Annotated in this window: 16 protein-coding genes; 6 read left to right on the top strand and 10 right to left on the bottom strand. The window is 71.6% G+C overall.

The features are described from left to right. Nucleotides 1–7 precede the first annotated feature (7 nt). Nucleotides 8–415, bottom strand: a complete 408-nt coding sequence (locus tag JL475_RS39840; RefSeq protein ID WP_307824995.1) for an LPXTG cell wall anchor domain-containing protein — start codon at nucleotides 413–415, stop codon at nucleotides 8–10. A 108-nt stretch (nucleotides 416–523) separates the two neighbouring features. On the opposite strand from JL475_RS39840, the gene JL475_RS07615 reads away from it, so the two are divergent. The 4 genes from JL475_RS07615 to JL475_RS07600 all read left to right on the top strand — a co-directional run bounded on the left by JL475_RS07615 (nucleotide 524) and on the right by JL475_RS07600 (nucleotide 4869). Further along, nucleotides 524–910 carry a hypothetical protein gene (locus tag JL475_RS07615; protein WP_237406473.1) on the top strand — a complete coding sequence of 129 codons (387 nt, stop codon included), beginning with the start codon at nucleotides 524–526 and terminating at the stop codon, nucleotides 908–910. 338 nt (nucleotides 911–1248) lie between these two features. Then, complete coding sequence (locus JL475_RS07610) at nucleotides 1249–2502, top strand: Ig-like domain-containing protein (RefSeq protein ID WP_202276680.1); 1254 nt, start codon at nucleotides 1249–1251, stop codon at nucleotides 2500–2502. A 156-nt stretch (nucleotides 2503–2658) separates the two neighbouring features. Beyond that, complete coding sequence (locus JL475_RS07605; protein ID WP_202276656.1) at nucleotides 2659–4122, top strand: ABC transporter permease; 1464 nt, start codon at nucleotides 2659–2661, stop codon at nucleotides 4120–4122. 63 nt (nucleotides 4123–4185) lie between these two features. Beyond that, nucleotides 4186–4869, top strand: coding sequence for an ABC transporter ATP-binding protein (locus JL475_RS07600; RefSeq protein WP_202276655.1), 684 nt, complete (start codon nucleotides 4186–4188; stop codon nucleotides 4867–4869). Between the two features lie 85 nt (nucleotides 4870–4954). Here JL475_RS07600 and JL475_RS07595 read toward each other — a convergent pair whose 3' ends face one another. The 5 genes from JL475_RS07595 to JL475_RS07575 all read right to left on the bottom strand — a co-directional run bounded on the left by JL475_RS07595 (nucleotide 4955) and on the right by JL475_RS07575 (nucleotide 12544). Then, nucleotides 4955–7966, bottom strand: a complete 3012-nt coding sequence (locus tag JL475_RS07595; protein WP_237406471.1) for a DUF5682 family protein — start codon at nucleotides 7964–7966, stop codon at nucleotides 4955–4957. Next, the gene (locus JL475_RS07590) at nucleotides 7963–9084 is read right to left on the bottom strand and encodes an AAA family ATPase (RefSeq protein WP_202276654.1); all 1122 of its coding nucleotides are present in this window, start codon (nucleotides 9082–9084) and stop codon (nucleotides 7963–7965) included. The genes JL475_RS07595 and JL475_RS07590 overlap by 4 nt, the downstream gene beginning before the upstream one ends. A 102-nt stretch (nucleotides 9085–9186) precedes the next feature. Continuing rightward, nucleotides 9187–10635 carry a VWA domain-containing protein gene (locus JL475_RS07585; protein ID WP_202276653.1) on the bottom strand — a complete coding sequence of 483 codons (1449 nt, stop codon included), beginning with the start codon at nucleotides 10633–10635 and terminating at the stop codon, nucleotides 9187–9189. Continuing rightward, entirely contained in the window at nucleotides 10632–12056 is a 1425-nt protein-coding gene (locus JL475_RS07580; protein WP_307824994.1) for a hypothetical protein, read from the bottom strand. The genes JL475_RS07585 and JL475_RS07580 overlap by 4 nt, the downstream gene beginning before the upstream one ends. Then, the gene (locus JL475_RS07575; RefSeq protein ID WP_202276652.1) at nucleotides 12026–12544 is read right to left on the bottom strand and encodes a hypothetical protein; all 519 of its coding nucleotides are present in this window, start codon (nucleotides 12542–12544) and stop codon (nucleotides 12026–12028) included. The genes JL475_RS07580 and JL475_RS07575 overlap by 31 nt, the downstream gene beginning before the upstream one ends. 362 nt (nucleotides 12545–12906) lie before the next feature. Here JL475_RS07575 and JL475_RS07570 point away from each other — a divergent pair, with 362 nt between their 5' ends. After that, a complete protein-coding gene (locus JL475_RS07570; protein WP_202276651.1) occupies nucleotides 12907–16299 on the top strand; it encodes a S8 family peptidase in 3393 nt (1130 codons plus the stop codon). Between the two features lie 123 nt (nucleotides 16300–16422). On the opposite strand, the gene JL475_RS07565 is transcribed toward JL475_RS07570, so the two are convergent. Continuing rightward, the gene (locus tag JL475_RS07565; protein WP_202276650.1) at nucleotides 16423–17541 is read right to left on the bottom strand and encodes a hypothetical protein; all 1119 of its coding nucleotides are present in this window, start codon (nucleotides 17539–17541) and stop codon (nucleotides 16423–16425) included. A gap of 124 nt (nucleotides 17542–17665) precedes the next feature. Here JL475_RS07565 and JL475_RS07560 point away from each other — a divergent pair, with 124 nt between their 5' ends. After that, entirely contained in the window at nucleotides 17666–18823 is a 1158-nt protein-coding gene (locus JL475_RS07560; protein WP_202276649.1) for a cystathionine gamma-synthase, read from the top strand. 40 nt (nucleotides 18824–18863) lie between these two features. Here the strand turns inward: JL475_RS07560 and JL475_RS07555 are convergent, their stop codons facing one another. From JL475_RS07555 to JL475_RS07545, 3 genes are all read right to left on the bottom strand, one after another. Next, complete coding sequence (locus JL475_RS07555) at nucleotides 18864–19109, bottom strand: hypothetical protein (protein WP_202276648.1); 246 nt, start codon at nucleotides 19107–19109, stop codon at nucleotides 18864–18866. After that, nucleotides 19106–19612: a sigma factor-like helix-turn-helix DNA-binding protein gene (locus tag JL475_RS07550; protein ID WP_202276647.1), complete on the bottom strand. Its 507-nt coding sequence runs from the start codon at nucleotides 19610–19612 to the stop codon at nucleotides 19106–19108. The genes JL475_RS07555 and JL475_RS07550 overlap by 4 nt, the downstream gene beginning before the upstream one ends. Before the next feature lie 205 nt (nucleotides 19613–19817). Continuing rightward, nucleotides 19818–20327 (bottom strand): MarR family winged helix-turn-helix transcriptional regulator, encoded by a 510-nt coding sequence (locus JL475_RS07545; RefSeq protein ID WP_202276677.1) that lies wholly within the window; start codon nucleotides 20325–20327, stop codon nucleotides 19818–19820. Nucleotides 20328–20459: the final 132 nt, after the last annotated feature.

The following is a 20459-nucleotide window of genomic DNA, read 5'->3' as shown; positions in this document are numbered from 1 at the left end:
AAGGGAGTCAAAAGTCGAGGCGCTCGCGGCGCACCGAGTAGACGACGAAGCCCGCGCCGAGGGTGAGGCAGGCGGTGCCGCCGAGGACGTACGGCGTGCTGTTGAAGCTGCCGGTGTCGGCGAGTCTGACCTGCCCGCCGGCGGTGTCGACACCCCCTGAGGACACTGACGACGCCGACGACGCCGACGACACTGCCGTCGCTGACGACACCGCCGGTGCGGACGACGCCGACGATATGGACGAGGTGCTGGACACGACCCTCGCCTGCTCCGTGACCTGCGGAGACGGGCTTGCCGAGGGCGTTCCTCCCGCCGGGATGTCCGAGGTCGCGTTGGCGGACGGGACGAACCACAGGGCGCACAACAGGGTGCCCGCAGCGGTGGCGGTCAGCAACGGACGGAGAGCGGATGACACGGAATATCGATCCCCTTGTGGCGCTGGCTAATTGGCCGTGTGGAGTGATGTTAGTGAAAGTCGCGGGTCACAGGAAAGTCACGGGTCCCGGAGCCGTACGCTCCGGACATGAGCACTCCAGAGACGTCACGGTTTGTGAGGCTTCACGTCGACCTCGTTCTCCAGGTCGACGACGAGGACGCGGTGACCGGCGCCGCGCTGGCGAGGATCGCGGGCGACGGCGACATGACGGACGCCGAACGGCTGCCCGCCCGGAACGCGGTGGGCGAGGACGCGGCCGAGGCCCTCGCGTATCTCGTCGACCCCTTCAATCTGGTCGGCGACGTGCCGGGGGTGGAACTCCAGCAGGCCTCGTGGAGCAGCGAGCAGATCGACTACGACCCGGACTCGCCGGAGTGGGATCTTGACGAGGGCGACGACGGCGAGACCTACGTCGTGTCAGACAAGAGCGACGACAGGGGTGATAGGGGCGAAGAGGGTAATACGGACAAATAGCACTAAGTCGGTAGTAGTGGTGAGGCGGGGAAATGCGGGGAGTTGGCCGAGGGGGCGACCAGGGAAAGGGGAGTCGCGCCAGGTCGATGTGACTGGATGAGGCGGCGTGGGGGAAATCGTGACCTCGGGCGGCAACCGCGGCCCGGGGTCACGACGTCTCAGTCGGGGCACGGGCCGAAACCCCGCCCGGCCGCTGTGGACGTGGTACGCCCCACATTTGTGGCCCGTATGGAACGGGGCCTACCGGTCGTAGCGTTGGAGTGATTGACGGGGACTCTCGGCTTCGGGCGCGGAGGCCCGCGGGGTTCGGGGAAGCGGCGATGATGGAGAAGCGTGTGATGACGGACGGTAAGCGGCGCAGGGGTCTGATGGCTGCGTCCGCTCTGCTCGGTGGAGTGATGGTGCTCTCGGCGTGCTCCGGCGGCGACGACACCGCCTCCGGCGGGGGTGACGGCAAGGGCGCGTCGCAGGCCCAGGTCGACGAGGCGGCGGCCAAGAAGACCTCCGAGGCCCAGATCAAGATCACGCCGAAGGACGGCTCGAACAACGCCTCCATCAACAACTCCGCCGCGGTGGCCGTGACCAAGGGAACCCTCACCGAGGTGGAGATGACGGCCACCGACGGCACCGCCGTCGAGGGTGAGATATCCGCCGACAAGAAGAGCTGGAAGCCCAGCGACCAGCTGGAGCGCGCCACCACCTACAAGCTGTCGGTCAGCGCGGAGGACTCCGAGGGCCGCGCCGCCCACGAGAACGCGTCGTTCACCACGGTCGCCCCGGACAACAGCTTCATCGGCACCTTCACCCCGGACGACGGCTCGACCGTGGGTGTCGGCATGCCGGTGTCGATCAACTTCGACAAGGCGATCACCAACAAGGCCGAGGTCCAGAAGGGCATCACCGTCTCCAGCACCAGTGGTCAGGAGGTCGCCTGTCACTGGTTCAACGCCAACCGGATGGACTGCCGTCCCGAGGACTACTGGCAGGAGAACTCCACCGTCACCCTGAAGCTGGCGCTCGACGGCGTCGAGGGTGCCGAGGGTGTCTACGGCGTCCAGCAGAAGACGGTCACCTTCAAGATCGGCCGCAACCAGGTCTCGGTCGTCGACGCCGACACCAAGCAGATGAAGGTCATGCAGGACGGCAAGACCGTCCGGACGATCCCGATCTCCGCAGGGTCCCCCGAGAACAAGACGTGGGAGGGCCAGATGGTCATCTCCGAGAAGTTCAAGGAGACCCGGATGGACGGCGCGACCGTCGGCTTCACCGACGACGACGGCAAGGGCGAGTACGACATCAAGGACGTGCCGCACGCCATGCGCCTGAGCAACTCCGGCACCTTCCTCCACGGCAACTACTGGGGCGCCAAGTCCATCTTCGGCAGCGCCAACACCAGCCACGGCTGCATCGGTCTGGCCGACACCCAGGGCGCCAACGACCCGAACACGCCGGGCGCCTGGTTCTACGACAACTCGATCGTCGGTGACGTGGTCGTCGTGAAGAACACCGGCGACAAGACCATCGCCCCGGACAACGGCCTCAACGGCTGGAACATGGACTGGGCCCAGTGGAAGGCGGGTTCGGCGGTCTGACACCGGCCGCTCGGCGCAGCACACTCCACCTGGACGATGCCGCCGCCCGCCCCTTCGAAGGGGCGGGCGGCGGCATCGTCGTTCTCATGGAGTCTTCTCATCCGGCTCTCAGCGCGAACTCAACACTTCATCAGGGACCGTCCCTAGCTTGCCCACATGTTCTTCACCTACCTGAGGCGCGAACTGCGCCGCCGCAGAAAGGCGGCCCTCGTCGTCGCCTCCGGTCTCGCACTCGGCATCGCGCTGGTCATCGTGGTCGACTCCGTGTCCTCGGGCATGGGCAAGGCGCAGGAGAAGGTCCTGCAGTCGCTGTACGGACTGGGCACGGACATGACGGTCACCAAGGCCGCCGAGGCCTCGACGGCCTTGGAGCGGCCACGCTTCCGCTTCGACGCCCGGGAGGACGGTTCCGGCGAGGAGCAGAGCACCGACCACGTCATGGTGCAGGGCTTCCAGACCCTGGCGAGCTCCACCGTGGGCGAGGTCGCCGAACAGAGCGGTGTCGCCGACGCGGTGGGCGGTCTGAGCCTCCAGGTCGTCAAGGTCAGCGGCGAGTTCACCCGCGGCCGGTTCCAGCAGGACGGCGGTCAGGGCGGTCAGGGGGGAGGGCCGGGCGGAGTCCAGCCGGCCCCCGAGGGGCGCGTGCAGGGCGGCGGTGCCGACTTCGACGTCAACAGCTACTCCGTCTACGGCACCGACGTCACCGAACCGGAACTCGGCCCGCTGACCTCCTCCCGGATCACCAGCGGCCGTACCTTCAAGGCGAGCGAGACCGACGCGAAGGTGGCCGTCGCCGACTCCGCCCACGCCAAGGAGAAGAAGCTCGGGACCGGTGACACGGTCACGGTCAAGGGCACCAAGTACAAGATCATCGGTATCGCCACCGCCGACAGCGGGGACGCCGCCGCCAACCTCTACATCCCGCTGAAACAGGCTCAGAAGCTCGCCGACGCCCCGGACAAGGTCACCACGATCTACGTCAGGGCGACCGACTCCCAGCAGCTCGACGCCGTCAAGTCGGGCATCCAGAAGAACATCGCGGGGACGACGGTCACCACCTCCGCCGACCTCGCGGACACCGTCTCCGGCTCGCTGTCCACCGCCTCCTCCCTCGCCACCGGCGTCGGCAAGTGGCTGTCGATCGCGGTGCTCGCGGCCGCGTTCCTCGTCGCCGGACTGCTCACCTCCTCGGCGGTCTCCCGCCGGGTGCGGGAGTTCGGCACGCTGAAGGCGCTGGGCTGGACCTCGGGCCGGGTCACCCGGCAGGTGGTCGGTGAAGCCGTCGTGCACGGCCTGGTCGGCGGTGCCCTCGGCATCGCGCTGGGGCTGGCGGGCGCGTACGCCGTCACCGCGGTCAGCCCCACCCTTCAGGCCCAGCTCGGCGGCGGAGGGGGCGGTGCGGGCGGCCCCGGTGGTGGTCCCGGCGGCGGTGGCACGGCCGGTCCCGTACGGCAGGCGGCCGCCAAGACCCTCGACGTCGCCCTCACCGCGCCGGTCAGCCTCACCACCATCGCCCTCGCGGTCGGCCTCGCCGTGGCCGGCGGTCTCGTCGCCGGTGCCTTCGGCGGCTGGCGCGCCTCCCGCCTCCGGCCCGCGGACGCGCTGCGCCGCGTCGCTTGACGCCCGCCCGGCGCAGGCCCGGGCCCTCACGCTCGTCAGCACTACAGGAGTTGACCCACACCCATGTACGAACTCAGAGGCGTCACCCGGCGCTACACCCGCGGCAGGGAAACCGTGCACGCCCTCGACGGCGTCGATCTGACGATCCCCGACGGCGACCGGCTCGTCATCCAGGGACCCACCGGCGGCGGCAAGTCCACGCTGCTGCAGATGCTCGGCGGCCTCGACCGGCCCAGCTCCGGCGAGGTCGTCCTCGACGGCACCGACTTCGCCACGCTGCCCGAGGCCCGGCTCACCCGGGTGCGCAGCGAGAACATCGGCTTCGTCTTCCAGTCCTTCAACCTGATCCCGACCCTCACCGCGCAGGAGAACGTCGAGACCGCCCTCGTACCGCTCGGGGTGAGGGCCAAGGAGCGGCGGGAGAAGGCCGCCGAGGCGCTGGCGTCGGTCGGGCTCGGTGAGCGGCTCGGGCACCTGCCCGCCGAGATGTCCGGCGGCCAGCAGCAGCGGGTGGCCATCGCGCGGGCGCTGGTGAAGGAGCCGAAGGTGCTGCTTGCCGACGAACCCACCGGAAACCTCGACGAGTCGATGCGCGACGAGATCATGGACGTACTGATCCGCATGTGGAAGGAGCTCGGGCTCACCTTCGTCATAGTCACCCACGACTCGTCCCTGGCGAAACGGGCACCGCGGGTGGCGACCATCCGCAAGGGCCGCATCACGGTGAAGGAGAACCCGGCCGCCTGACCGGGCACGCGGACGGCGTACGGCGACGCGCTCCCGGCCGGAACGGACCCGGTGGCCGGAAGCGCGTCGCTCCTCAGGTGCCCCGTCAGCCGCCCGCGAGGAGCGACACCAGGGCCGTCGCCGACTCCGGGTGGCGGGACAGGAGGGCGGCACCGCCCGCCGGGGGCGGCCCGGCCGGCGCCCAGGAGTCCTCGCAGCCCAGCAGCTCCGCCACCGCGTCGCAGGTCGCCGGGTAAGCGGGCAGCAGCGCCACGCCCGCCGGGGCGGCCAAGGCGGCGGCCGGTGCCCACCCGTCCTCGCAGCCCAGCAGCTCCGCCACCGCGTCGAACGCCGCCGGGTACGCGGCCGGCAGCGCGGCGCCACGCCGTGTCTCCTCCGCCGCCCGCCCCGCGCGGCGGACGGCAGCCGGGGCCGGGGCCCGCCACGGCGGCACCCACGCGTCCAGCGCCGCCAGCCGGGCCGGGAAGATCCGCCCGGCCTCGCGGATCAGCAGCGGAGCGAGGTCCGCCGCGTCCGACCGCAGCGTGCTGATCAGCGTCGGCAGCCACGGCAGCAGCACCGCGTCGGGCAGCCTGCCGAACGCGTTCGACACCGCCTCCACGACCACGTCCGCCAGGCCCGGCACCGGCTCCAGCGCGTGCACGAAGCCGCTGAGGTAGCGCGGATACGCGGGCACCACCAGCGGGTTGGCCAGCAGCTCGTCGCACCGCGCCCGCAACTGCTCGCGGGAAAGGGTGCCGAGCTGCACCTGCGCCGCCCACAGCAGAGCCGTCTTCGACGGGTCCTCGGGATGGGACTGCGCGACCGCCAGCTCCAGTTGCGCCCTGTCGCAGCCCAGCGACAGCGCCAGGCTCTCCATGCTGAACAGGAAGCCCAGCATCGCCGCGACCTGGCCCACCGTCGCGTCCTCGTCCGTGAACGCCGTCGGCAGCAGCGTGCAGTAGTGCGCGTAACCGGCCTTGACGAAGGACTCGATCCACGGCGGCAGCACCGGCTCGCTGGTCCGGTAGTACCCGAGCAGCCGGCGTACCCGGCGCAGCACCTCCGGCGCGCCGTCGACACCGCGCTCGGCGGACAGTACCTCCAGTGCGCGCGTCCCCAGCTCGTCGGCCAGGCGCCGGCCGCCCAGGTACAGCGTCGCGTCCTCGACGGCCTCGAGAACCGTCGCCGCCGTCGCCTGCGGCGCGTACGCGGCGCGGCGCAGCCGCTGCTCCAGGACCTGCTCGATGCTGACGCCCTCGTAGCCCAGCTCGATCAGGGCCCGCTGATGGGTGCCGAGCGCCAGGTCCCAGGACTCCTGGATCGACCGCTCGCCGAGTCCGCGCTCGCCCATGACGGTCCGGGCCGCGCCCTGCGGCAGCAGTCGGCGCAGCATCCACAGCACGTCGGAGCAGGCCCGCAGCTCAGGCCGGGAGGCCATGTCCAGCAGGGCCCGCCGCACGCCCCGCTGCTGGAGCTTCAGCCCCAGCGGCTCCAGCCGGTCGTGCACGTCGCGCGCCAGCGGCGGCAGCGAGTCGTAGCCGACCTGGCCGATCCGGTCGCCGCCCATCATGATCTCGACGAGCCGCCGCACGTCCCGGCGCCCGGGCACCGCGTCCTTCTCGATGCAGGTGACCGCCGCGTCCTGGAAGTCGTACGGCGTGGGCTTGGCCCGGTCCCGCATCCCGGCGAGCAGGATCGACGTCTCGAAGACCGCGATCGCGTCGGCGGTGGAGGCCAGGTAGCCGTTGCGCCGCGCCGCGCGCACGATGTCCACCGACCAGCCGAGCAGTTCGGCCTCGTCCAGGGAGTCCAGGACCGGCGGCCGGCGCAGGAAGCCGGACAGCTTGTCCGTGGCGGCAGGCACAGCCGGCACGGCCGGTACGGCGGTCTGCTTCGCCCGGGACTTCTTCGTCCCGGCCTGTCCCTCCAGCCGGTACGGCCGGACCCGGGTGCGTCTGAGGCTCTTCGCCCACTCGGTCGCCGCGATGGACACCGAGCCGGCGGCGAGGCCGAACTGCGCCTCGATCGCCGCGTGACTGGACGGGATCAGACCGTACTGCCAGGTCGTGGCCGAGCGTGGCGAGATCTCGTACGCGCCGGTGCCGGCCACCCCGAACTCCTCTACCCTGCTGGCCGCGTGGAACGCGCCGCAGACGTACAGGCAGTCCTCGGGGTCGGTGCCGGTCGCGGCCAGGTGCTCGCGCATCCGGGTCCACATGTACCGCTCGCGGTCCTCGTCCACCCGAACCCGCGAGGCGTCACCGGGGGCGAGCCGCCGGAACAGGCTGCCGATGAGGAGCATGACCTGACGGTAGGTCTCGTGGTCGCCGTCGCCGAGCGGAAGCTCGACGTACTGGTGCCACCACTCCGACCAGTGCCGCACCTTGCTGTGCCGCAGCAGGTGCTCCTCCAGCTCGGCGAAGCGCGGCCGCAGGTCACCGATCTCCACACCGACGGCCTCGCCGTGCAGCGCGGTCTCGTCGTCCGCACCGCCTGCGCCGTCCGTGCCACCCGTGCCCTTCTCGGCCGGCTCCGGGGCGCGCTCCTCCCGGCTGTCCCACTGGAAGACGTGGTCGGAGGACCGGTCGACGAGGACCAGTTCGACGCCCGGCGTGTCCAGCGCGTACGCGATCGCCTGGTACTCGGCGGACGCCTCGGTGATCGGCGCGACCACCGACAGCGGCGCCCACTCGGGCGGGAAACCCTCCACCTCGCTCGCGAACGCCTGGACGGCCACCGGGAGCCGGCAGTTGCGCAGCTCGGTGAGGAGCGGCGCCATGTCCTCGCACAGCTCCAGGTACACCACCTTGGGCTGCTTCTCGCGCAGGCGGCGGGCCATCGCGAGGGCGGAGGCGGGCGAGTGGTGGCAGACGGGGAAGATCTCCAGCGGCTCGCGCACCGCGCGGTCCACGTCGTCGACCATGCCCAGGAGGATGCCCTCCAGTGCGTCGGGCCCGCCGGCGAACGTGGCGGCGGCCTCGTGGAGTTGGTCGCGCAGCGCGGCGAAGGTGCTCTCCCGCGCGGCGACCGGGTTCTCGGGGTCCCCGGGGTTCCCGGAGTCCCCGGGGTTCCCGGAGTTCGCGGGGTTCGCGGGGTTCTTGGGTGCGGCGCTCATGACAGCGTGGCGATCGCGTCCCGGCCGCCCTCCAGGAACTCGGGCCAGGAGCCGCCCTGCTCCTTGCTGCGCGGCTCGACCACACCGTGCAGGTACTTGTTGAGGATGGCCAGGTCCTCCGGTTCACGGCGGGCGAGGGAACCGACGAGGGAGGAGGCGAGGGTACGGGCGGTCAGCGCACGCTCACCGAAGAAGTTGCTGTGCAGCACGGCGTCCTCCAGCACGCCGATCTGCTCGGCCGTCGACAGCGCGGACTCCAGCTTCTCGTCGTCGCTCCCGGCCGCGGCGGCGGAGGCGCGCAGGTCGGCGAAGCTCTGCAGCAGCACGTCGAGCAGGGTCGGCGGCACCTCCAGCTCGATCGAGTGGCGGCGCAGCAGCTCCTCGGTGCGGAAGCGGACGATCTCCGCCTCGCTCTTCTTGTTCGTCATGACCGGGATGCGCACGAAGTTGAAGCGGCGCTTCAGCGCGGAGGAGAGGTCGTTGACCCCGCGGTCGCGGCTGTTGGCGGTGGCGATGATCGAGAAGCCCGGCTTGGCGAAGACGATGTTGTCGCTGCCGCCGCTCTCCAGCTCGGGCACCGAGATGTACTTCTCGGAGAGTATGGAGATCAGCGCGTCCTGGACGTCACTGGTGGAGCGGGTCAGTTCCTCGAAGCGGCCGATCGAGCCCGCCTCCATCGCGGTCATGATCGGCGACGGGATCATCGACTCCCGGGACTGGCCCTTGGCGATGACCATGGACACGTTCCAGGAGTACTTGATGTGGTCCTCGGTGGTGCCGGCGGTGCCCTGCACCACGAGGGTGGAGTTGCGGCTGATCGCGGCGGACAGCAGCTCGGCCAGCCAGCTCTTGCCGGTGCCGGGGTCGCCGATCAGGAGCAGACCGCGGTCGGAGGCGAGGGTGACGATGGAACGCTCGACGAAGCTCCGGTCGCCGAACCACTTCTGGGAGATCTCCCGGTCCAGGCCGTCGGAGCGCTCGGAGCCGAGGATGAACAGCCGGACCATCTTCGGGGACAGCCGCCAGGAGAACGGCTTGGCGCCGTCGTCGACCGACTCCAGCCAGTCCAGTTCCTCGGCGTACTTGATCTCGGCGGGCGCGCGCAGCAGGTCGGACATCGGGTGAGGGCCTTTCGGTTCGGTGCTCGAGAAAGAGATTCGGGGGGAACAGGGGGAACTGGGAGATCAGAGGGACCAGAGGACCCCGAGGAATCAGGGGAATCAGGTGAGGAACGACTTGAGCTCGTGCACGAGCTTCTTGATGTGGCCGGAGATCACCGGCGTGCCGAGGTCCTTGAAACGCTCCCGGAACCACGGGTTGACGCTGCCGCGCCCGGCGCTGGTCACCGAACCGACCGGGATGAACTTCGCGCCCGAGCGGTGGATGCCGGCCATGCTCTCGAACAGCTCGTCGGTGCGCCATTCGTAGAAGTCGGAGATCCACACCACGACGGTGTTGCGCGGCTCGGCGATCTTCGGCTGGGCGAGCGCCATGGCGACGGTGCCGTCGGTGCCGCCGCCGAGCTGGGTGCGCAGCAGGGTCTCGAACGGGTCGTGCGCCCAGGGTGTGAGGTCCAGCGCCTGGGTGTCGTAGGCGATCAGGTGGACGTCCACCTTCGGCAGCCCGGCGAATATGGAGGCCAGGATGGTGCAGTTGACCATCGAGTCGACCATGGAGCCCGACTGGTCCACGACGACGATCAGCCGCTGCGGTGTCGTCCTGCGGCTGGTGTGCCGGTAGTAGAGGCGGTCGACGTAGAGCCGCTCCTCCTCCGGGCTCCAGTTGGTGAGGTTCTTCCAGATGGTGCGGTCGAGGTCGAGGTTGCGGAAGACCCGCTTGGGCGGGACGGACCGGTCGATCTCACCGACCGTGGCCTTCTCCACCTGGGTGCGCAGGATCTGGGAGACCTCGTCGACGTAACGGCGGATCAGCGACTTGGCGTTCGCCAGGGCCACACCGGAGAGGTTGTCCTTGTCCCGCAGCAACTGCTCGATCAGGGACATGCTCGGCGTCAGCCGCGCGGCCAGTTGCGGATCGGCCAGCACCTCGCGCAGCCGCATCCGCTTGACCAGACCGGCCTCGAGGGAGCCGAGTTCCGGGCCGATGGCGGGGATCAGCCGGCTGAGGTCGGGGGTGCGCCCGCCACCGCCGCTGCCGGTCGGGCCGACGCCCCGGCCACCCGCACCGAGACCGCCGCCGACGCCGCCTGTGCCGCTCGCGCCGCCGCGTCCGCCCCGCAGCTCGCCGGGCCGGCAGCCGAGCGCCCGCTCCAGCCAGCCCGCGTCGGACTGCCAGCGGGCCAGCTGCTCGGCGGTGACGGCGCCGGAGCCGGTGGAGAAGACGTTCAGCAGGACCTTGGAGACGAGGGCCGCGCGCCGCACCTCGGCGGCCCGGTCGCGGGCGTCGTCGTCCTCCGGCTCGGGGGCCATCAGCCCGTCGAACTCGGCGGCCAGCTCCGGGTGCCGCTGCACCACGGAGTCGACGGAGGCGCCCGGGTCGAGCAGCGCGGGCGGCAGTCCGATGTCCTCGACCACGGCCAGGCTCGCCGATTCCAGCGAGGCCTGCTCCTCCGGGTCGAACAGCCGGGCCAGCAGCCGCCAGTACAGCACCTGGCGCCGGTTGTCGTGCGGCTCGGGCACGGCGGCCGGAGCGGTGGTGGGATCGGTCATTTCCGCAGCAGCCTTCCGGCTCGTTCGCGGAGCGCGTCGACGGCGCCGGTGGCGGCCTTCTCCGCGCGGACACCGGCCTTGTCGGTGGTGCCCCCGGCCCACGCGCCGGCGTGGACGGCGACGGGCTTCTTCCGCACGGTCTTCTCCACGGCCAGCGGCTGGACGTGGAACTCCCCGGCGTCCCAGCGGAGCAGCGCCACGCACGCGACGGACGCGGCGACGGCCTCCGCGGTGAGCGGGCCGGCGGCGGGTGCCCGGTCGGTGTCGACGGCCAGGCGGTGTCCGGCGATCTCGAACGCCGTCCCGTCGTCGTCCTGGTGCACCTCGTAGCCCTCCAGCAGGACGGGAACGGCGATCCGGGCCGGGTGCCGGTCCAGCGGCGCGGTCGCCGACGCGGCGGCTGTGGGCAGGGCCACGCGCGCGGTGGTGAAGGCGTCGGCGGGCTCGCCCATGCGGGCGTGCGCGTCGTCCCAGAGCAGGTCGTCCTCGGCGGTGACGGGCATGGCGTCGAGGTCCATCGCGCGACCCTCGCTCACGGCGGTCAGCAGGGCCAGGTGCGGGCGCAGCAGCTGCCACAGACCGGCCCCGACGACGGTGTCGGGCTTCGGAGCGGACGCGGCGGCCCGCACCAGCCGGGGCGCGGAGCCGTCGGCGGGCTCGAACACCGCGTGCACCTGGGCCTGTACGGCGGTCGCGTGTTCCTGCACGTCGACCCCGAGCGGCAGCAGGCGGCCGGTGGCCGTGCCCCTCGCGGAGCTGCCGGTCGCTCGAGGCACGGTCAGCAGCAGGGCCCGTGACCACAGGTCCGCCCACCGGCGCACCGGGATCCGCTCCAGGGTGGCTCCCGGGCAGGACGCGGCGAGTTCGGCGGCGAATCCGTCCAGCAGGGTGGCCTGTCGGCGCAGCGCCGGGTCGGGCAGCATCGCGGAGACGACGGGTGCGGCACCGGAGACCAGCTCGTGGTCGATGCCCTGCCAGCCGGCGCGCGCCAGGTCGCACAGCCAACTGCGGGCGGCGGCGAGCAGGTTCGCCGCGTGGTCCGCGCCGTCGGCCCCGGCCGAGGCGGCCTCCTCGGCACGGGGACGGCCGACGGCCTCCGCCACGCGAGCGGTCAGCGCGTCGTGCACGGAACCGAGCAGCGCGCAGCGGGCGGCGGCCAGCGCGACGAAGTGGTCCTCGCCCGCGGCCCCGGCCGCCGTCTTGTCGGCCGCCTCGCCGACCCGCGTGGTGAGCGGGGTCCCGGCCACGGCGTCGGCCAACTCCATCACACCGGCGGCCTGCTCGGGCCGCGGCCGGAGCAGACCGGCGACGAGCGCCGCGTCGAAGGCGTCCACGGCCGCCAGGGCCTCGTCGAGACCGTCGATGCCGTCGAACAGCAGATCGGTGCGCATCAGGCCGCCGCCCTCGTCGTCGGGAACCACTGCATCTCGGGCAGCGGCGCGGTGCTCGGGGCGAGCTCGAGGTATGCCAGGTGCCGCAGGAACCGGCTGAACACGGACGCCGCGGCCGACTTGTCGCCCTGCGGGGGCCTCGTACGCCGCATGGCGGCGGTGACGGAGTCCTCGTCGAGCTCGCCGTCGGCCACCTCGACCTTCAGGTACCGGGCCACGCGCTCGGCGCCGTACTGCACCACCGCCTCGTCGATCAGCGCCTGGATGTGGTTGCAGAACCACCCGCGCGCGCCGCCGCAGGGGCGGTTGTTGTTGGTGCTGCACGCGAACGCGTAGGTTCCGGCGACGACGGACGACACATACACGCGCCCGATGTCCGACCCGCTGGACACCACTCCCTGCAGCCGCCCGTCCGCCAGCTCGACGAACGGCACCTTGGACAGCTTCCGCGGCCTCGCGGGCGGCACCACCCGCGCCGTGCTCGACTTCTCCCAGACGGACAACGCACCATCTCCCATGCATGAGAAAGGGGACGTCCACGCCACTTCGGCGCCGACACGATCGAAGCTATCCCCGGCCACTGACAACGCGGCCGGAGAGCGCGCGGCCGGGGCGTGACCGGGGGACGACCGGGGCGTGACCGCCACTCGGCACACGGCCCGCGCGGACGTCCGGGCGGCCTCAACCCGTCGATCAGGTAACGGAGTTCCGGCAGTGGTGTCACAGATACCCGACGACTCGGTGTTCTTCTCCTGGGCCTCTTGAGGCGTTTGATCACCACTCGGCATACTGCGTGACCCGGGGGGGTGCGCACACGCGTACGAGACCACCCCCGTTCGGGTGAAGGGGAATTCGCCCGGAGACTCCGCTAGGGGGAACCTTGCGCAGACAATTCAAGAGAGCGCGCGCGACGGGCGCGGCCACGGTCGCCACGGCAGCCGCCGTGGCGCTCGTGGCGGGCATGACCGGTCCGGCGTCGGCGAACGGGGAACGGACGGCGGCGGGCACCGCGGCCGGTACGGCCGCCGGGGCGTCCGGGCCGGCCCACACGAACGCGGCGCAGGCGAAGGCGTCGTCCTCGCCGAAGGCCAAGCACCGCATCACCCTCATCACCGGTGACCGGGTCGCCGTGGACGCCAAGGGCCGCGTGGTCGGCCTGGAGCGGGCCAAGGGGAGGGAGCACATACCCGTCCAGATCCACAGGTCGGGCGGCCACACCCATGTGCTGCCGGCGGACGCCGCCCGGCTGGTCGCGAGCGGCAAGCTCGACCGGCGGCTCTTCGACATCACCGAACTCGGCAAGGACGCCACCCGCCGCTCCCAGCAGCGGGGCCTGAAGGTCATCGTCGGGTACCAGGGGCGTGCCGCCGCCGCGAAGTCCGACGTCCGCGAGGCGGCCGACCTCCGCCGGACCCTCGGCGCCCTGAACGCGGACGCGGTGCAGACCCCGCACGAGGACACGCCCGACCTGTGGAAGGCGGTCACCGACGGCGACCGGACCGCGTCCGGCATCGCCCACGTCTGGCTCGACGGTGTCCGCAAGGCCGCCCTGGACAAGTCCGTCGCGCAGATCGGCACCCCCAAGGCGTGGGCCGCCGGCTACGACGGCAAGGGCGTGAAGATCGCCGTCCTGGACACCGGTGTCGACGCGACCCACCCGGACCTGAAGGGCCAGGTGACCGCGTCCAAGAACTTCAGCAGTTCGTCGAGCACCGGCGACAAGGTCGGCCACGGCACCCACGTCGCCTCGATCGCGGCCGGTACCGGCGCAAAGGCCGGAAGCAAGTACAAGGGCGTCGCCCCCGGTGCCAAGATCCTCAACGGCAAGGTCCTCGACGACGAGGGCTTCGGTGACGACTCCGGCATCCTCGCCGGCATGGAGTGGGCGGCCGCGCAGGGCGCCGACGTCGTCAACATGAGCCTGGGCGGCGGAGACACCGCCGAGATCGACCCGCTGGAGGCGGCGGTCAACAAGCTCTCCGCGGACAAGGGCATCCTGTTCGCCATCGCGGCGGGCAACGAGGGCCCGGAGTCGATCGGTTCGCCCGGCAGCGCCGACGCCGCCCTCACGGTCGGCGCCGTGGACGACAAGGACAAGCTCGCCGACTTCTCCTCCACCGGCCCCCGCGTCGGCGACGGCGCCGTCAAGCCGGACGTCACCGCGCCCGGCGTCGACATCACGGCCGCCTCGGCGAAGGGCAACCTCATCGCCCAGGAGGTCGGCGAGAAGCCGGCCGGCTACATGTCCATCTCGGGCACGTCGATGGCGACCCCCCATGTCGCGGGCGCGGCCGCGCTCCTGAAGCAGCAGCACCCCGACTGGACCTACACGGAGCTGAAGGGCGCGCTCACCGGCTCCACCAAGGGCGGCGCGTACACGGCGTTCGAGCAGGGCTCCGGGCGGATCCAGGTCGACAAGGCCGTCCAGCAGACGGTGATCGCCGACCCGGCCTCGGTGAGCTTCGGCGTCCAGCAGTGGCCGCACACCGACGACAAGCCGGTCACCAAGCAGCTGACCTACCGCAACCTCGGCACCGAGGACGTCACCCTGAAGCTGACGTCCACCGCCACCAACCCCAAGGGCAAGGCCGCCCCGGCCGGCTTCTTCACCCTGGGCGCCACCACGGTGACGGTCCCCGCGGGCGGCAGGGCCTCCGTCGACTTCACCGTCGACACCCGGCTCGGCGGCACGGTCGACGGCGCCTACTCGGCGTACGTGGTCGCCACGGGCGGCGGCCAGACCGTCCGCACGGCCGCGGCGGTGCAGCGGGAGGCCGAGTCGTACGACGTGAAGCTCAAGTTCCTCGGCCGTGACGGCAAGGCGACCGGCAACTACTTCGCCTCCCTCCTCGGCGTCTCCGGCCTGGGCGCCGACAGGTTCCACTGGCCCTACGACGCCGACGGCACCGTCACCGCCCGTCTGCCCAAGGGCGATTACATCCTGGACTCCGCCGTCCTGGTCGGCACCGACCCGGAGAAGTGGAAGGGCGCCGACTGGATCGCCCAGCCCAAGCTGAGCGTCACCAAGAACACCACCGTCACGGTGGACGCCCGCAAGGCCAAGCCGGTGAAGATCACCGTGCCGGACAAGGCGGCCAAGTCGGAGTTCGCCTCGGCCGACTACACCGTGGAGACGAAGGACTCCGCCTACGGCTTCGGCTGGTGGCTGGACTCGTACGCCGACTTCCGCTCCGCCCACCTCGGGCCGCAGATCACCGACGGCTCACTGAGCCAGCAGTGGGACGCCCACTGGAGCAAGGGCGCCAAGACGCAGTACAGCACCGTCGCCGGCGGCAAGGTCAAGAAGCTCGCCACCGGCTTCACCCGCACCTACAAGGCGTCCGAACTGGCCACGGTGAAGGTCGGCCTGGGCGCGGCGGCGAGCGGCAAGAAGGGCGCGGTCGGCGCCGTCGGCTGGCTGCCGGGAAGCTTCTCCGCCTCCTCGATCGGCATCCCGCAGAGCCTGCCCGGCACCCGCACCCTGTACCTGTCCACCACGAGCGGGGTGAAGTGGGACCTCGACTTCGAGCAGCAGGGCGGTGTCGACAAGGACGGCTGGCCGGTCACCGAGGCCGGTTACGTCGTCGGCGACTCACTGGCCCTCAAGGGCGGCAAGAAGTACTCCCGGACCGTGCACACGGCCGTCTTCGGGCCGCGTGTCACCTCGCAGTTCGGCCTTTTCCGCGACCGCAACAGCATCTACGGGTTCCTCCCGCTGTTCGCCGACGGCAAGGGCAACCCCGGCTCCTCCCTGTTCACCTCCGTCACCACCAGCCTCTACCGCAACGGCACCAAGGTCGGCTCCCACGACGACCCGCTGTTCGGGGACGAGGAGTTCACGGTTCCCTCCGGCGACGCCGCCTACAAGCTGACGACCTCGGTCAAGCGCAGCGCCAAGGTCGCCGCCGCGTCCACCCGCATCGACGCGAGCTGGACCTTCCGCTCCAAGAAGACCTCCGGTCTGAAGCAACTGCCCGCCTCCACGGCCCGCTTCCAGGCGGTCACCGGACTGGACAGCAAGGTCACCGCGGGCAAGAAGGTCACCTTCCCGGTCACCGTCGAGGGCGCCGCCAAGGGCAAGAACCTCAAGTCGCTCGCGGTGTACGTCTCCTACGACTCCGGGAAGACCTGGAAGAAGACCGACGTCAAGAAGGGCAAGATCACCGTCAAGAACCCCGCCAAGGGGAAGGCGATCTCCTTCCGCGCCAAGATCACCGACAAGAAGGGCAACCAGTCGACGATCTCGATCCACAACGCCTACCACGGCAAGTGAGCCGCCCGTCGGCTCCCTGCTGAGCACCGGGCGAGGGCCCGCCGGAAGCACGACTTCCGGCGGGCCCTCCGCATGCGGGGCGCCACGGGCCCGCGGCCGCGGCCGCCACGCCGCGAACGGTCCTCAGTGCGGCAGCGTGGCCGGGCTGCCGCCGTTGGCCTCGTAGCCCGCGACCGCCAGGGCCCGGTAGACCGCGAACTCCGCGGCGGGATCGGGGGACAGGGTCCAGGGCAACGCGCCGACATGGCCGTCGATGTGTATCAGCTGGTTCATGGCCTCCGCCCAGCGCTCACCCCGGACCAGGAAGAACACCAGAAGATGCCGGACGTGCGCCGACATCGGGTCGTCGGGGCGGGCCGAGTGCACCGCGTGCAGTGCGCCGTGGACCGCCCTGGTCACCACCTGGCTCTGGTAGAAACCGCTGACCAGGTTCACCTCCGGCAGATGCTCGAACACGGCGAACAGCGGCATCGCGGCCAGCAGCGAACCCTGCGGTGCGCGTGCCGCCGCGGCCTCCGCGAACGAGTTCGCCAGCTCCCGCGAGCCGTGCCACTTCTCGCACCAGTAGTGCAGCGCGGCCAGATGCGCCCCCATGTGGGCCGGGGCACGGTCCAGGATCCTCAGCCAGACCTGCTCGAAGTCCTTCTGCTCGTAGGCCAGTCCGCGGGCCACCGAGAGCTCCACGATGTACGGGACCGGGTCACCGGGGGCCAGCAGCGCCGCCTCACCGCACGCCGCCTTCGCCTCCTCCATGATGATCCGGAACTCGTCCGTCCCCCGCGTCGCCGTACGCCACGCCTGCTGCACCAGGAACTCGGCGTGCACCGCCGCGCCGCCCGCGTCCTTGGGCGCCTCGGCGCGCCACGCCCGCAGCCACTGCCCGCCCGGCGACTCACCGGCCCCGCCGGGTCGCGCGGCGAACTCCAGCGAGGCGGCGCCCGCGAAGGCCTGCACGCGCTGCCAGCGCAGCTCGCTCCTCGCGTCCGTACCGGCCAGCAGCTGCTGCGCCCCGCGATAGTCCTGGGTGCGCTGGACCAGGTCCAGGACATCCAGCAGGTCCTGGTCGGGGCCGGGCATACGGATGTCCAGCTCCTCCTCGCGGGCGAAGCCGTAGGCCGTCGGATCCGCCGCGTCCGGATGGCCGGGTGACACCTGCGCGATCCCGCCGCGCGTGCGCCTGAGGAACGGCACCAGCACGAAGCCGATCATGACCAGCCCGAGCAGGACCAAGAGAATTTCCATGTCACCAGCGAACCAGATCGCGCCGACGAATGGCCAACCTGCCGCCTGATCCGTGGAAAACTCCCGGGCGCGTGATGAACTCCCTGACGCGTCGTCCACCGCGCGCGGACTACCCTCGGGGCCCATGAGCGACAGGCACATCAGTCAACACTTCGAGACGCTCGCGATCCACGCGGGCAACACCGCGGACCCCCTGACCGGCGCGGTGGTCCCGCCGATCTACCAGGTGTCCACCTACAAGCAGGACGGCGTCGGCGGCCTGCGCGGCGGCTACGAGTACAGCCGCAGCGCCAACCCGACCAGGACCGCGCTGGAGGAGAACCTCGCCGCCCTGGAGGGCGGCCGCCGCGGCCTCGCGTTCGCGTCCGGGCTGGCGGCCGAGGACTGCCTGCTGCGTACGCTGCTCAGCCCCGGCGACCACGTGGTGATCCCGAACGACGCCTACGGCGGCACGTTCCGGCTGTTCGCCAAGGTCGTCGCCCGCTGGGGGGTGGAGTGGTCGGTGGCCGACACCGGCGACCCGGCCGCCGTCCGGGCCGCCATCACCCCGAAGACCAAGGTCGTGTGGGTGGAGACCCCCTCCAACCCGCTGCTCGGCATCACCGACATCGCAGCCGTCGCCCAGGTCGCCCGGGACGCCGGCGCCCGCCTCGTCGTCGACAACACCTTCGCCACGCCCTACCTCCAGCAGCCGATCGCGCTCGGCGCGGACGTCGTCGTGCACTCCCTGACCAAGTACATGGGCGGTCACTCGGACGTCGTCGGCGGCGCCCTGATCACCGGCGACGCGGAGCTCGGCGAGGAGCTGGCCTACCACCAGAACGCGATGGGCGCGGTCGCCGGGCCGTTCGACTCCTGGCTGGTGCTGCGCGGCACCAAGACGCTCTCGGTGCGCATGGACCGGCACAGCGAGAACGCCACCAAGGTCGCCGACATGCTCAGCCGGCACGCGCGCGTGACGAGCGTCCTCTACCCGGGGCTGCCGGAGCACCCCGGCCACGAGGTCGCCGCCAAGCAGATGCGGTCCTTCGGCGGCATGGTCTCCTTCCGCGTGGAGGGCGGCGAGGAGGCGGCCGTCGAGGTCTGCAACCGGGCCGAGGTGTTCACGCTGGGCGAGTCCCTGGGCGGCGTCGAGTCGCTGATCGAGCACCCCGGTCGCATGACGCACGCCTCCGTGGTCGGCTCCGCGCTCGAGGTCCCCGGTGACCTGGTGCGTCTCTCGGTGGGCATCGAGAACATCGACGACCTGCTCGAAGACCTCCAGCAGGCCCTCGGCCGGTAAGGCCGCGCGGGGGCTCCGGTGCGGTTCGCACCCGGCCGGTTCACCAGCCCGTCAGGGGTGGGGTCGTCTCCGACGGCGGCTCCACCCACGGGTGCGTGGTCAGCACCCAGATCACGAGGGCCAGGCTCGCCGCGAGCAGCACCAACCACCCCACGCGGCGGGCGACCGCCCTGCGCCGCAGCATGCGGGCACCGCGGCGCACGGCCTCCGTGTGCAGGTCGGGCGGCACCGGCGGCGGTGCCTGCTCCAGCAGCCGGCGCACGGCCGCCGCACGGCCCCAGCTCATGACGACACCGCCCTGACGCCCCGCACCGCGGGAGCCGGCGCACGCCGCCGCCGGTCCAGCACCGCGGTCGTCGCGCGGTTGCAGATCGCGCGGACCCGGTCCGTGGACAGGCCGAGCAGGGCCGCCGTCTGCTCCTCGGCGACATCCTCGTAGAGCCGCAGCACCAGGATCAGACGCTCCTGCGGGCTGAGCCCGGCCAGCGGGCTCGCGGGGTGCGGACGGGAGCGGAGCAGGCCGCCGCGCTCGTGCCAGGCGGTACGGGCGAAGCGGGTGGCCAGGTACCGGAGGGCCCAGCCGTAGGGATCGTCACCGCGCAGCCGGTCCCAGCACGCGTAGGTGTGGGCCAGCGCCAGGGCCAGCAGGCGCCGCGCGTGGGGGTTGTCGTCCCGCGCCTCCCCCGTGAGCAGGGTGGCGGCGTGCAGCAGCCGCCCGCCCGCGCCCGCGACGAACGCCTCGAACTCGCGGGCCCGACGGGCGTCCCGGGACGCATGCTCCTGTGGCAACCGCGCCTCCCGCACAACCCTGCCCGGACCGGTCCCGGCCGCGAACGGCCTTCGGCGGGCGCGTGCGACGGGACCCGATCTCATCTCAAGGCAGGGCCGGCCCCGCGGTCAAGAGCCGTGCACGGCTCGGCGCGCAGGCTGCCCGGCACCCAGGACCTCTCGTGCGGATCAGGCGGGTTCAGCCGGATCGGCGGGTTCAGCCGGATCAGGACTCCGACCGGCCGTCCTCCGGCCCCGGTCCCCCCGGAACCGACATCCGCGCGGAGAGCGCGCTGTTGAAGCGTGTGAGGAGCGCGCAGAACGCCTCGCGCTCCTCCGGCTCCCAGTCATGGGTCAGGTCGGCCATCAACTGGCGCCGTGAGGAGCGCACTTCCTCCAGACGCGACTGCCCGCGCGGAGAAAGCTGGAGCACGACCGCCCGGCCGTCCTCGGGATGCGAGGTGCGCTTCACCAGTCCGGTGTCCACCAGCGGGGCCACCTGCCGGGTGACGGTCGACGAGTCGATGCCCATGCCGGCGGCGAGCGCCTTGACGCCCATCGGGCCTTCTTTGTCGAGGCGGTTGAGCAGGAGATAGGCGGCGCGGTCCATGGAGTTGCGTACCTGGCCGACGCCGCCCAGCCGGGTCTGTTCGGCGCGCCGGGCGAACAGCGCCACCTCGTGCTGCAGCGTGTCGAGAAGACCGGTGTCACCGCCGGTCGTCATGTCCATCGACATGTCAGGTGTAGTGGGCATGGCCGGAGGCTCACTTCGTGGAGGGCTGCTTATTGGGGGACAGAGTACGCGGCTGGGGGCCCCGGCGTACCGGCGCTGCGCAAAGCCGTATCCGTGGATCGGCCGCCGCGATCG

It is taken from the genome of Streptomyces sp. M2CJ-2 (assembly GCF_016757295.1).
In the GTDB taxonomy this organism is placed as follows: Bacteria; Actinomycetota; Actinomycetes; order Streptomycetales; family Streptomycetaceae; genus Streptomyces.
Note: the sequence above shows the minus strand (reverse complement) of the source record. Positions and strands in the feature narration are given on the sequence as shown.